General features: G+C 72.9%; 10 protein-coding genes. 4 read left to right on the top strand and 6 right to left on the bottom strand.

Features of this window, described 5'->3' with window-relative positions; genetic code table 11:
- Nucleotides 1-39 precede the first annotated feature (39 nt).
- Nucleotides 40-1,260, top strand: coding sequence for a cytochrome P450 (locus OG870_RS35090; RefSeq protein ID WP_266590746.1), 1,221 nt, complete (start codon nt 40-42; stop codon nt 1,258-1,260).
- Here OG870_RS35090 and OG870_RS35085 read toward each other — a convergent pair.
- The 4 genes from OG870_RS35085 to OG870_RS35070 form a co-directional block, all read right to left on the bottom strand.
- A complete protein-coding gene (locus tag OG870_RS35085; protein ID WP_266590744.1) occupies nt 1,250-4,393 on the bottom strand; it encodes an ATP-binding protein in 3,144 nt (1,047 codons plus the stop codon). The two genes, OG870_RS35090 and OG870_RS35085, sit on opposite strands and share 11 nt — an antisense overlap.
- Nucleotides 4,394-4,507: 114 nt before the next feature.
- A complete protein-coding gene (locus tag OG870_RS35080) occupies nt 4,508-5,248 on the bottom strand; it encodes an FAD:protein FMN transferase (RefSeq protein ID WP_266590742.1) in 741 nt (246 codons plus the stop codon).
- A 4-nt stretch (nt 5,249-5,252) separates the two neighbouring features.
- On the bottom strand, nt 5,253-5,939 hold the full coding sequence (locus OG870_RS35075) for an FMN-binding protein (protein WP_266590740.1): 687 nt from the start codon (nt 5,937-5,939) through the stop codon (nt 5,253-5,255).
- A gap of 10 nt (nt 5,940-5,949) precedes the next feature.
- Entirely contained in the window at nt 5,950-7,287 is a 1,338-nt protein-coding gene (locus OG870_RS35070; RefSeq protein ID WP_266590738.1) for a ferredoxin reductase family protein, read from the bottom strand.
- A 152-nt stretch (nt 7,288-7,439) separates the two neighbouring features.
- On the opposite strand from OG870_RS35070, the gene OG870_RS35065 reads away from it, so the two are divergent.
- The 3 genes from OG870_RS35065 to OG870_RS35055 all read left to right on the top strand — a co-directional run bounded on the left by OG870_RS35065 (nt 7,440) and on the right by OG870_RS35055 (nt 10,675).
- Nucleotides 7,440-8,129, top strand: coding sequence for a response regulator transcription factor (locus OG870_RS35065; protein WP_266523074.1), 690 nt, complete (start codon nt 7,440-7,442; stop codon nt 8,127-8,129).
- Nucleotides 8,126-9,580 carry a sensor histidine kinase gene (locus OG870_RS35060; RefSeq protein ID WP_266590736.1) on the top strand — a complete coding sequence of 485 codons (1,455 nt, stop codon included), beginning with the start codon at nt 8,126-8,128 and terminating at the stop codon, nt 9,578-9,580. Before OG870_RS35065 ends, OG870_RS35060 begins: the two co-directional genes overlap by 4 nt.
- 93 nt (nt 9,581-9,673) lie before the next feature.
- Nucleotides 9,674-10,675, top strand: coding sequence for an NAD-dependent epimerase/dehydratase family protein (locus tag OG870_RS35055; protein ID WP_327691839.1), 1,002 nt, complete (start codon nt 9,674-9,676; stop codon nt 10,673-10,675).
- Nucleotides 10,676-10,705: 30 nt separating this feature from the next.
- Here the strand turns inward: OG870_RS35055 and OG870_RS35050 are convergent, their stop codons facing one another.
- The gene (locus tag OG870_RS35050; RefSeq protein WP_266592552.1) at nt 10,706-11,818 is read right to left on the bottom strand and encodes a sensor histidine kinase; all 1,113 of its coding nucleotides are present in this window, start codon (nt 11,816-11,818) and stop codon (nt 10,706-10,708) included.
- Between the two features lie 5 nt (nt 11,819-11,823).
- Entirely contained in the window at nt 11,824-12,585 is a 762-nt protein-coding gene (locus tag OG870_RS35045) for a response regulator transcription factor (RefSeq protein ID WP_266590732.1), read from the bottom strand.
- Nucleotides 12,586-12,716 lie beyond the last annotated feature (131 nt).

Here is a 12,716-nt window from a genome sequence, read left to right as displayed (position 1 = left end):
CCCCCACCTGAACACCCCCGCCGGAAAAGGGAAGTTGCCATGACAGTCGTCCGCCTCACCCCCGAACTCGTCGAGAACCCCACCGGCGCCTACGCCGACCTGCGCTCCCGCCCCGGCCTCGGCCACGTCGTCCTGCCCGGCCTGGACACCCCCGTACGACTGGTCACCCGGCACGAGGAGGTGAAGGCGGCGCTCACCGAACCGCGCCTGGTCCGGGACCGTTCGACCATCGCGGACTCCGAGATGCCGGACCCCCAGGCGGAGTTGCTGGCCTCGGGCCTGGAGGGCATTCCCGAGGAGTACGTCCGGTACCTCTCCGGCCACCTGGCCCTCTTCGACGGCGACGAGCACACCCGCCGCCGCTCCCCGCTCACCCGTGCCTTCACCGCCCGCCGGGTGGCCGCGCTCCGCCCCTTCGTGGAGAAGGCCGCGCGAGAGCTGATCGAGGCCCTCGCCGAACGCGAACAGGCCGATCTGCTCGGCGAGTTCGCCTATCCGCTGTCCACGGCGGTCATCTGCGCCCTCGTCGGCGTGGACGCGGCCGACCAGGACAGGGTGTGCGGGTGGATCCGGGACTTCGCGTACGGCGACGGCAGCGGTGTCCTCGAAGGGCTCGGCGGTGTCGTGGAGTACACGAAGGACCTGGTCGCCCGGCGCCGCGCCGAGCCCGCGGACGACCTGGTGTCGGCGCTGCTCGCGGACGGCGGCATGACCGACGACGAGATCGTCTCCGTCTTCTTCCTGCTGATCAACACCGGTATCACCCCGCCCGCCCTGTTCCTGGCCCACGCCGTCCTCGCCCTGCTGGACCACCCCGACCAGTTGGAGAAGCTGCGTGCCGAGCCCGAGCTGCTCGGCCGGGCGGTCCCCGAACTCCTCCGCCACGTCACGCTGGTGCGCATGGGCGCCACGCTGTACGCCACCGAGGACTTCGTGTTCGCCGGCACCCGGCTGAAGAAGGGCGAGGCGGTGACGGTGGCGCTGTTCGGCGCGGACCACGACCCGGCCGCCTACGACGCCCCCGAACGCCTCGACGTGACAAGGGAGTTCGGGCGCGGCGACGGCCACCTGGCCTTCGGGCACGGCCCGCACTACTGCATCGGCGCGGCGCTGGGCCGGCTGGTGACGGGCGTCGTCTTCGAGGAGCTTCTCGTACGACGACCGGCGGCACCGGAGCTGGCAGTGGACCGCGCCGACGTGCGGTTCGGGCACTGGCCCGGCGACGGCTTCCACCTGCTGAGCCTGCCCGTCACGCTGTGACCCGCACCAGGCGGAGGGCGGCCTCCCGCAGCCCCACCGCGTCCAGGGTGGCGTACGTGGACACCGCGTCCTCGTAGGCCGCCCTGTCGGCGTTCCCCGCGTCCTCGCGGGCGCGGGCCGAGGACATCGTGGGCTGGAAGTTGCGCAGGGCACGGAAGCGTTCGGCGAGGGCGGTCAGGCGGGCCCCGCGAGCGCCGTCGCCGTCGGCCAGGGCGACCGTGCCCAGGGCCAGCAGCAGCGCGCCGCACACCGGGAAGTCGACGGTCACGTAGTGCGGGGCGGCCGTCGGGCGGGTCAGCAGGGCGGTGAGGCGGGCGGGCAGCGCGGCGGCGAGCGGCGCGACGAGGTCGGTGCGGCCGTGCCGGGCGTGCGCGGTCAGGGCGACCGACTGCAGCTCCAGCACCCATCCCTCCATGACGAGTTCGTCGCCGAAGACCGGACGCGCGGTGCGCTCCAGCCGGTCCAGGGCCCGGCGCCACAGCCCGAGCCCCGTCTCGACGTCGCCGCGCGCGAGGGCGATCTCGGCGCGGGCGCCCAGGTCGGGGGTGAAGGCGTCGGAGGCGCTGCCCTCCGGCTGGTTCCGCAGGGCCTCCGCCAGCCAGTGCTCGGCCGCGTCGAGGTCGCCGATCTGCAGGTTGGCGAGCATCAGACCCCACCGCATGCCGATCGTGTCGCTCCACTCACCGAGACTCTCCAAGGCGTCCAGTGCGCGCTCCATGTGCGCCAGGGCCTCACCCCCGCGCTCTGTCTGCAGGCACAGTTCGGCGAGGCGGGAAGCGGGCCAGATCCGCAGCAGCGGAATGTCCCCGTCGCCGAGCGCCTCGACCATGCGGCGGGCGGCGGCGAGGGCGAGGTCCGGCCGGTGCCCGCTCTCCCACACGTAGCCGGCGACGCAGTTGGCGACGCCCGCGAGCAACTGCTGTTCGCTGTCGCACAGTTCGGCCAGTGCGTCGTGGTCGCCGAGCACGCGCGGGAAGGCGCACAGCACCGCCGCCATGGCCCGCACCAGCGTGTCCGGCTGCGCGGGAGGCAGCCGGCGCAGGGTGGCCAGGGTGCGAACGGCGCCCGGCCCGACGCCCAGGAACAGGTTGGCGCTCAGCAGGGCGGCGGCGGTGCGGGTCGGCTCGACGTACTCGGGGCCGGGCCGGTAGTGGGACAGGGGTCGGGCGGTGTCCTCGGTGAGGGCGATCATGCGCGGGTAGTTGGTCTCCGTGGTCCACAGGGCGCCGAGTACGGCGGTGACCGTGGCGACGGTGTCGAGGTCCTCGCGGGCGAGCGCCTGCCGCAGCGCCTGGACGAGGTTGTCCTGCTCGGCGCGGATCAGCTGCCAGGACGCGAAGGGGTCGGTGCCGAAGGGCGCGTCGTGGTGAGTGGCGCCGAACTCCCTTGCCCAGCACAGGAACCGCTCGGTGACGTCCGCTTCCTCACCGGCCCGTTCCCGGTGGGCGGCGGCGAATTCGCGCACCGTCTCCAGCATGCGGAAGCGGATGCCGTACGGGGTGTCGGTCACCTTCAGCAGGGACTGGTCGACGAGATCCTCAAGGACCTGCAACGCGTCGAAACCGCCGACGAGTTGCTCGGCCGCATCGGCGGTGAAGCCGTCCGGGAAGACGGACAGGGCGCGCAGAGCGGACTGCCCCTCCTCGTCGAGGAGGTTCCAGCTCCAGTCGACCACGGCGTGCAGGGTGCGGTGGCGCCGGGGCGCGTCCCGGGGGCCGCCGCGCAGTACCGCGAACCGGTCCTCCAGACGGCGGGCGATCTCGGCGACCGACATCACCCGTACCCGGGCGGCGGCGAGTTCGGTGGCGAGCGGCAGACCGTCGAGGCGGCGGCACAGGGCGGCCACGGTGTCGGCGGGCAGGTCGGCGTCGGGGCGGGCGGCGCGGGCGCGTTGCTCGAACAGCTCGACGGTGGTGGCGAGATCGAGTTCGGGCAGCGGGTGGACGGTCTCCGAGGAGAGGCCCAGCGGGGCGCGGCTGGTGGTGAGGACGCGCAGGTCCCTCGTCCGCGACACGAGTGCCTGTACGAGGTCGGCGACGCCCTGGACGACCTGCTCGCAGTTGTCGAGGACCAGCAGGGCGGGCCCCGCGCCGAGCGCGCCCACGATGCCGGCGACCGCGTCGCCGCCTCCCGCGCCGGGTCGCAGGGTCTCGGCGACGCCCAGCGCCGAGGCGACCTCGGCGGCGACGTCGGCGTCCTGGCGGACACCTGCGAGCGGCACCAGGTGCACGACGCGCTGCTCGGCGTCGCGGGCGACGGCGCTCGCGAGGCGGGTCTTGCCGAGTCCGCCGGGTCCGACGACCGAGGTGACGCGGGCGCTGTGCAGCAGCCGCGTCACGGCGGCGACGTCGGCGTCCCGGCCGAGGAGCGGGTTGGGCTCGTGCGGCACCCCGCGCCGGACGACCGGTGCCTCGCCGCGGAGCAGTTCCTGGTGGAGTTCCTGGAGGGCGGGGCCGGGGTCGGTGCCGAGGGCGTCGCGCAGGCGGCGGCGATGGGTGTCGTACGTGGTGAGGGCGGCGGCCGGACCGGCGGTGGCCGCCTGGCAGCGCATCAGCTCAAGGAGCAGTTCCTCGTCGTGGGGCTGTACGTCGGCCAGTTCGAAGAGGGGTCCCGCGGCCTCCTCGCGGCGGCCGGTGCGGGCGAGGGCGAGGGCACGGGAGCGGGACAGCACATGGCGGGTGACGGCTCGCTCGGCGCGCAGCTCGGCCACGGGATCGCCGAGGGGGGCCGCTTCGCCGACGGTGGCGCCGTCCCAGAGCGCGAGTCCCTCCTCGGCCTCGGCGAGGGCGCCCGCATGGTCCCCGGCGCGGGTCTTTTCGGCGCTGGCGGCGGCGAACAGCAGGACGGCACCTGCGTCGACCTGGTCCTCACGCAGGGCGAGCCGGTAACCGGTGGGGGTGCTGGCGATGACCTCGGCGCCCAGCTGCTTACGGGCCCGCGACACCAGGATCTGCAAGGCCTTGGCGGGGTTCTCCGGCTGCTCGTCCGGCCACAGCCCGTCGACCAGCCGCCCGGCGGCGCGCCCCGCCCGCAACTCCCCCGCCAGCAAGGCGAGCAGGCCGCGCAGCCGGGGCGCGGTGATCTCCTGCCCCTGGTGGGAGACGGACGTCAGCAGGGTCAACTCGATGGTCACCGCGCCAGGTTAGGCGAGGTCGGCCGCGGTTCGGCAGCGCCCCCAAGGAGCGCGGGGCCCCGCCGCGACGGGGGTGTTCTCCTCCGCTCGAACGACGTCGGGCGGAGGAGGGAGTCAGGCAGCCCTCGCAGACCCCCCGGCCACCGGAAACCCCTCCGTGCGCAGCACCTGCCCCCCGGCGTCCACGGCGAACACCTCGCAGCCCGGCAGCGTGGCGGCCCACTCGACGCCCTTCACGCCCATCGCGAAGGCCGCCGTCGCGACCGAGTCCGCCTCCGTCAGGGTGGCGGCCACGACGGTCAGGCTGAGCAGCCCGGTCGCCGGGAGGCCGGTGCGGCCGTCGATGATGTGGTCGCCACGTTCATAGCAAGCGGAGGTCGCCACCGCTCCGTCGGTGAGTTCGAGGACGGTGCACAGCTTGTCGGCGTGTTCGGGGTGCCGTACGCCGACCCGCCAGGGTCCGCCGGCGGCGACCACGTCACCGCCGGCGTTCAGGACGAACCTCTTCGCGCCGGCCGCCTTCAGCAGCTCCGCCGCCCGCTGCACCGACCAGCCCTTGACCACGGCGCAGGGGTCGAGGCGGCGGCCGGGCAGCCGTACGTCGAAGGCTCCGCCCGTCGCGATCCGGTAGTGCTCGCACAGGTCGAGGACCTCGACGAGGTCGTCGCTGAGCTCGTGCGACCCCAGCTCGCCCCGGTCGTGGCGGGACACCTCGCTGTCAGGCTTGAACGGGCTGAAGCGGGCGTCGACCTCGCGCAGCCACGCGAAGACCGCGTCGCCGGCCGACTCCGGAACGTGCTCGTCGTCGACCCTGAGCGAGATGGGGAAGCCCATGACGTGTTCGACTCGGTGCATCGGATCACTCCTCCGAGTCGATCGCCGCCTGGAGGGACTTCTTGTAGGCGTCGCTGGTGATGGTCGCGCCGGACACCGTGTCGATGTCCGCGCTCTGCGCCTTCAGCGTCTCCGCGACCAGCTTCGGCACCGCCGCCGTGGTCTGCGGATGGTTCGGCTGCTGGAGCATCTTCACGGCGGTGATCTCGGCGTCGTCGTCGAAGGTCACCTGGACCTGTACGGCGCCCTTGGAGGTGTTCACCGTCGGGCCCGTCACGGTCTTCCCCGAGGCGGAGGAGGCGGAGCCCGAAGAGGACGCGGACGCCTTCGGGTTCGCGTGGTTCGCGTCGATCGCCGCCTGGAGGGACTTCCGGTAGCCGTTGCTGGTGATGGTCGCGCCGGACACCGTGTCGATGTCCGCGCTCTGCGCCTTCAGCGTCTCCGCGACCAGCTTCGGCACCGCCGCCGTGGTCTGCGGATGGTTCGGCTGCTGCAGCATCTTCACGGCGGTGATCCTGTCGCCGTCGAAGGTGACCTGGACCTGCACGGGGCCCTTGTCCGTCTTGACCGTCGTGCCCTTGACGCCGGTGCCGGAGGTGGAACCCGAGGCCGAGGAGGCGGAGGGCGTGGTTACGGGGGTCGACGGCACGTAGCGCCAGACGGGGACGAGGCCCGCGATGCTCAGGACGACGACAGGTATGGCTCGCTTCACGATGTCTCTCTCATCCCGCCAGGCTGAAACGCTCGAAGTGGATCTGCTGCTTGGGCACGCCCAGTTCACCCAGGGTCCGCAGCACCGCGTTCATCATCGGCGGCGGTCCGCACAGGAAGACGTCCCGGTCGCCGATGTCCGGCACCAGCTGCCCCAGCTCGCGCGGCGCCAGCTTGTCGGGGACCGACGGGCCGGTGACCAGGTGCAGCTCGGCCCCCTTGGCGAGGGCGAGGTCGCGCAGTTCGTCGTAGAGGACGGCGTCGCGGTCGGAGGCGACCCGGTAGATGACGACCGCGTGGCCCTCCAGGTCCTCCAGCAGGGCACGGATGGGGGTCACGCCCACGCCGCCCGCGATGAGCACCGACTCGGACTGCGTCCGGTGCAGCGCGGTGAAGGCGCCGTAGGGGCCCTCCGCGAACACGCGGGTGCCGACCTTCATGTGCCGCAGAGCGGCGCTGCCCTCGCCGGCCGCCTTGGCGGTGAGGCGCAGGGTGCGGCCGTCGGGGGCGGCGGAGAGAGAGAAGGGGTTCGCCTGCCACCAGCGGTCCGGGGTGAGGAACCGCCACAGGAAGAACTGGCCGGCCTGCGCGGGCAACCTGTCGAGGTCGCGGCCGGTGATGTGGACCGAGACGACGTTGTCGGACTCGGGGACGACAGCCGAGACCCGGAACCGGTGGCGGGTGTTGCGCCACAGCGGCAGCACGAACCGGCCCAGGACGACCGCTCCGAGGGCCACGCCCCACACCCCGTACCAGTACGCCTTCGCGGTGGCCGACGAGGTGAAGGTGGTACCGACCGCGACCTGGTGCGTGAAGGCGAGCACCACGGCGACGTAGGTGTAGAGGTGGATGAAGTGCCAGGTCTCGTAGGCGAGGCGGCGGCGGGCGTAGCGGGCCGAGACCGCGCCGACGACGAGGATGATGCCGAACGCGACGATCGCGCGGAGCACGCCCTCGGTGGTCTCGGCGAGGTCGACCAGCTCGGTGACCGGGCCGACGCCGGCCCCGTCCGCGTACCCGAAGGTGATGAAGACGACGTGCGCGAGCAGCGTCCACAGCAGGGCGAAACCGGTCCAGCGGTGCCAGGAGGTCAGCCGGTCCATGCCGATGCGGCGGTCGAGCCAGGGCAGCCGGGCGACCAACACCAGCTGGAAGGCCATGACGAGGGCGCCGTACAGGCCGGCGAGGCGGCCCATGACGATCAGCGCGTTGGAGGCGAAGCCCGCCTCGGCGAAGAAGTAGGCGACCACGGCCGCGTTGGCGGCGAGCACGACGTAGAGGCCGGTGCGGGCCACCACCCTGGGGCGTATCGCCGTGGGGGGCGCAGGGGGTGATTGGACGGTCGTCACGGGCGGCAGCTCCTTGATCGGATCCTGGGTAACCCGAGCTTGGCGGGCGGGAGCTGTCGAGAACCTGTCGGACTACTTACAAGTCCTTATCGATGTGGCCCGCTGTGAGCCCCCCGACCCGGCCGCGCTGCCGCGTGACGCACTATGAGCGGGTGGAAAAAGTACGCCTCCTGGTCGTGGACGACGACCCGCCCATCGCCGATCTCGTCGCGACCGTCGCCCGCTACGAGGGCTGGGACGCGGCCACCGCGAACTCCGGTGAGGAGGCGCTCAGGCTGGCCGGCGAGTTCCATCCGGACATCGTGGTGCTCGACTTGATGCTGCCCGACCTGGACGGCTTCGGCGTGCTCGACCGGCTGCGGCGCTCCGGGACGATGGTGCCGGTGGTGTTCCTGACCGCCCGGGACGGCGTCGCCGACCGGGTGGCGGGGCTGACCCGGGGCGGCGACGACTACCTCGTCAAGCCGTTCGCGGTGGAGGAGCTGATGGCGCGGCTGCGGACGGTGCTGCGGCGCAGCGCTGGGCCGTCCTTCCAGCGGTCGGTGCTGCGGGTGGCGGACCTGACGATGGACGAGGACACCCGCGAGGTGCGGCGCGGCGACAAGCTGCTCACGCTCACCCCCACCGAGTACGAGGTGCTGCGCTTCCTGATGCGCAAGTCGCCGACCGTGATGACCAAGGCGCAGATCCTCGACCATGTGTGGGAGTACGGCTTCGGGGGCCGCTCGAACGTCGTCGAGCTGGTCGTCAGCCGGCTGCGCCGCAAGCTCGACGACACGGGCGAGCCGCTGATCCAGACGGTACGGGGCTTCGGGTACGTCATCCGGCAGGCCGCCGAGTGACCGGCCGGCTCCCGCGGTCGTACCGGCGGCTGCGGCTCGGCACCCGGCTGGCGCTGGGCCTCGGGGTGCTGGCCCTGGTGGTGTTCGCGGTCGTCGGCACGGCCCTGACGACCTATATGCGCGACTATCTGTCGAACCAGCTCGACGACCAGCTGGGGCTCGCCCAGGTCGCCCAGTCCAAGAACGTCGCGGAGACCGGCACTCTCCAGGGCAAGAAGTACTGGGGCTGGTACTACGCCGTGTACGACGTGTCGGACGGCGCCGCCGTCCTCCGCAAGCCCGAGGAGACCAGCGACCTCCCGAAGGACATCGCGCCCCTGACGTCCCTGGCCAGGGCGCAGGAGGCCACGGACACCGAGATCGTGCGTACCGCGAACCTCGTCGGCGACGGCGACTACCGGCTGCGCGCCTGCGAGGTCAAGCCCGGGGTGGTGCTGGTCAGCGGGGCGCCGATGGCCGACATCGACGACACGGTACGCCGGCTGATCACGGTGCAGGTGATCGCCTTCGGGCTCGCGCTGCTGGCGCTGGTGGTGTTCGGCCGGCGGCTGCTGCGCCGGGGCCTGAACCCGCTGAGCGACATGGCGTCCACCGCCCACGGCATCACCTCGCACGACCTGACCGAGTCGGCGGCCCGGCTGCCGCTGCGCGCCGACAAGCGGGGCGGCGGCCCGGAGGTCGAGGAGCTGCGCACCGCGTTCAACACGATGCTGGAGCACATCGACGACTCCCTCGCCGTGCGCGCGCGGGCCGAGCAGCGGCTGCGGCGGTTCGTGGCGGACGCCTCGCACGAACTCCGCACACCCCTGATGTCCGTACGGGGCTACGCGGACCTCTTCCAGTACGCCGCCGCCAACGCCCCCGAGGAACGCGACAGGCACCTGGCCCGGTTGCGCGCCGAGGCCGCCCGGATGGGCGTGCTCCTGGACGACCTGCTGCTGCTCGCCCGGCTGGACGCGGCGGAGGTGGAGGCCCCGCTGCGGGTGCGGGACGCGGATCTGGTGGAGCTGGTCGGCGAGGCGGCCGCCGCGTTCCGGGCGAGCCATCCGGACCGCCCGCTGACGGTGACGTCCGGCACGGGCACGCTGGAACTGCGCGTGGACCCGCACCGCGTCCGGCAGGTCGTGGACAACCTGCTCACCAACGCGGCCGTGCACACTCCGGCCGGTACGCCGGTGTCGATGACGGTCGCGCTGGAGCGGGACACGGCCGTGGTGCGCGTCGAGGACGCCGGACCCGGCATCCCGCCCGCCGACCGGGAACGGGTCTTCGACCGCTTCTACCGCGTCGACAAGGCCCGCAGCCGCGACCGCGGCGGCAGCGGCCTCGGCCTCGCGGTCGCCGGCTCCCTGGTCTGCGCCCACGGCGGCACGATCACGCTGAGCAGTGAGCCGGGATCGACGGTGTTCACGGTGACGCTGCCGCTGCGGGGCGGGGCCCGGGAGAGCTGACGACGCCTCCGGGCGGCCGGGGAGGTCTTACGGACCGGTGACGTGCCGAGCGCGCCGTCTCGTTCCGCCTGTTCACGGCCCTAGCGTGAACGCATGCGTGTACTGGTCACCGGCGGTGCCGGATTCATCGCGTCCCAGATCGTTTCGGCACTGGCGGCCCGCGGGCACGAGCCCGTCGTCTACGACGTCCGCGCCGATCCGGCATCGGACGTACGCAACCCCGCCTCCGTCAGCGGCGCGCTGTCCGGTGTGGACGCCGTGTGCCACCAGGCGGCGATGGTCGGCCTGGGCGCGGGCTTCGCGGACGCGGCGGAGTACGTCTCGCGCAACGACCTCGGCACCGCCGTGCTGCTCACCGCCATGGCCGGGGCGGGCGTCCGGCGGCTCGTGCTGGCCGGGTCCATGGTGGTGTACGGGGAGGGGCGCTACAGCTGCGCCCGGCACGGGGTCGTACGGCCGGGGCCACGAGCCGTGGCCGACCTGGACGCGGGCCGGTTCGAACCGCTGTGCCCGATGTGCGGCGCGGACCTGTCCCCGGGCCTGGTCGCGGAGGACGCCCCGGTCGATCCGCGCAACGTGTACGCGTCGACCAAGCTCGCCCAGGAGCATCTGGCGGCGGCGTGGGCCCGCGCCACGGACGGCTCTGCCGTCTCGCTGCGCTACCACAACGTGTACGGGCCGGGCATGCCCCGCGACACCCCGTACGCCGGCGTCGCCTCCTTCTTCCGCTCGTCCCTGGCCCGCGGCGAGTCCCCGCGGGTCTTCGAGGACGGGTGCCAGCGGCGGGACTTCGTGCATGTGCGGGACGTGGCGGCGGCCAACGTGGCGGCGCTGGAGGCGAGTTCGCGCGAGGGCACGCTGACGGCGTACAACACCGGCAGCGGCGAGCCCCGCACGGTCGGCGAGATGGCGCGGGAACTGGCGCAGGCGTACGGCGGCCCGGAGCCGGTCGTCACCGGTGAGTACCGCCTGGGCGACGTACGGCACATCACGGCGGACTCGGCGCGGCTGCGGGCCGAGTTGGGGTGGAAGCCGGAGGTCTCCTTCGAGGAGGGGATGCGGGAGTTCGCGCGAGCGGGGATGCGGAACCAGTAAGCCCCGATGGACCGGTGGTGTTGCCCGCATTCACGAAGCGGCAGCGGGCAGCACCACCTCGAAACGGCAGCCGCCGGGGACGTTGCGCACGGTGGCCGTGCCCTGGTGGGCCTCCACGATGCCGCGGACGATGGCGAGGCCGAGTCCCGCCCCCGCAGGAGGGGTTCGGGCGTGCGTACCCCGCCAGCCGGTGTCGAAGACGCGCGGGAGATCCTCCTCCGGAATGCCCCCGCAGCCATCCGTGACGGACACCACGACGCCTTCGGGCGAGCGCTCGGCGGCCACCGCGACCGTTCCGTCGGCCGGGGTCCGCCGGATCGCGTTGACCAGCAGGTTGCCCAGCACCCGGCTCATCTCCTTGCCGTCCACCTCCACCGGCAACGGCTCGACCCGGTCTCCGACCAGCCGTACGCCGTTCTCGCGGGCCAGCGGGTCGGCGCCCGCGAGCGCGTCGCCGACGAGGTCGTACAGGGAGATCCGGCTCGGGCTCAGCGCCAGCGTTCCCGCGTGGATACGGGAGAGTTCGAAGAGGTCGCCGACCATGCCGTTCAGGCGCTCCACCTCCGTGCGGATCTGTCTGAGATAGCGGTCGGGGTCGGCGGCGACGCCGTCCTCCAGGGCCTCCGACATCGCGCGCAGGCCGGCCAGCGGAGTGCGCAGGTCGTGGGAGATCCAGGCGACGAGCTCACGGCGGGAGGTCTCCAGGGCGCGTTCGCGTTCCCTGGACTCGGCGAGTTTGGCGCTGGTGGCCTCCAACTCACGGCTCAGGGCGGAGAGTTCGGCGGTCGCCGGGCCGTCGGGCGAGGTGAAGTCGCCGCCGTCGCCGAAGGAGCGGGCGGCGAGGGTGAGGGCACGGCTGCGGGCGGCCACCCAGCGGCCCAGGAGCAGCGCGGTGGCCAGGGAGACCACGGCGGCCATCGCGACGACGGTCGTGACGACCTTCAGATCGTGCCCGGACAGGAACATGGCCTGGGCGACCGCGAGGGTGCCCGCGAGCATCGCGGAGACGGCGACGGCGGCGACCACGCCGAGGTGCAGGGCGAGCGAGCGGCGCCGGATCAGCAGCAGCACACAGGCGCCGAGGAGTCCGGCAGCGGCGGCGCCGAGGAAGGCGAACAAGGCGATGAGGAGGTTGTCGCGCATGGTCGTCACGCCTCCGCTCGGGAGCCGTGTTCGGAGCCACCCTCTGTGCCGTTGCCGAAGCCGCCTTCGGAGCCGTCGAAGCGGTAGCCGACGCCCCACACGGTCTGGATGAGACGGGGTCTGCCCGGGTCGTCCTCGACCTTGCCCCGCAGTCGGCGCACATGGACGGTGACGGTCGACAGGTCACCGAAGTCCCAGCCCCACACCTCGCGCATCAGGTCCTCGCGGCTGAAGACACGGCCGGGGTGGCGCAGGAAGAAGGCGAGGAGGTCGAACTCCCGGATGGTGAGGGCGAGTTCGACTCCTCCCTTGAGGGCACGGCGGGCCGTCGGATCCACCGAGAGGCCGGCGGCGCCGAGGACTCCCGCCGGCTGGGCCGGGCGGGTGCGGCGCAGTACGGACTCGACGCGCAGGACCAGTTCGCGCGGGCTGAACGGCTTGGTGACGTAGTCGTCCGCGCCGACCTCCAGGCCGAGGATGCGGTCGTCCTCGTCGCCGCGCGCGGTGAGCATGATGACCGGCACGGGCCCGCGTCCCCGTATCCGCCGGCACACCTCCAGGCCGTCCATACCGGGCAGCATCAGGTCCAGGACGACGAGGTCCGGCCAGTGCGCCGCGGCCCGGGCGAGCGCCTCGGGGCCGTCGGCCGCCCGGTCGACGACGTATCCGGCCCGGTCGAGGTATCCGGTGACGACCTCGGCGACGGTGGGGTCGTCGTCGACGACGAGCACCCGGGCCCCGGAGTGTCCGTACTGCTGATGGTCCATGGAGCCAGCCTCGCACCGCGCACGCGCGAGCGCCGCCGTCGGCTCCTGACGTCCGTGTTTCGTAAGACACAGGCGCCCGTTTTGTCCATTTCGCGCTCGTAGGGTGAGAGCCGTGACGACCCCTTCCGACG

This window comes from Streptomyces sp. NBC_00461 (genome assembly GCF_036013935.1).
In the GTDB taxonomy this organism is placed as follows: Bacteria; Actinomycetota; Actinomycetes; order Streptomycetales; family Streptomycetaceae; genus Streptomyces.
This window is presented reverse-complemented; position numbering and strand designations above follow the sequence as displayed.

Coding starts and splice junctions, on each gene's coding strand:
- OG870_RS35080 (WP_266590742.1), bottom strand. CDS start 5,248: ATGCACCGAGTCGAACACGTCATGGGCTTCCCCATCTCGCTCAGGGTC.
- OG870_RS35045 (WP_266590732.1), bottom strand. CDS start 12,585: ATGGACCATCAGCAGTACGGACACTCCGGGGCCCGGGTGCTCGTCGTC.
- OG870_RS35090 (WP_266590746.1), top strand. CDS start 40: ATGACAGTCGTCCGCCTCACCCCCGAACTCGTCGAGAACCCCACCGGC.
- OG870_RS35055 (WP_327691839.1), top strand. CDS start 9,674: ATGCGTGTACTGGTCACCGGCGGTGCCGGATTCATCGCGTCCCAGATC.
- OG870_RS35050 (WP_266592552.1), bottom strand. CDS start 11,818: ATGCGCGACAACCTCCTCATCGCCTTGTTCGCCTTCCTCGGCGCCGCC.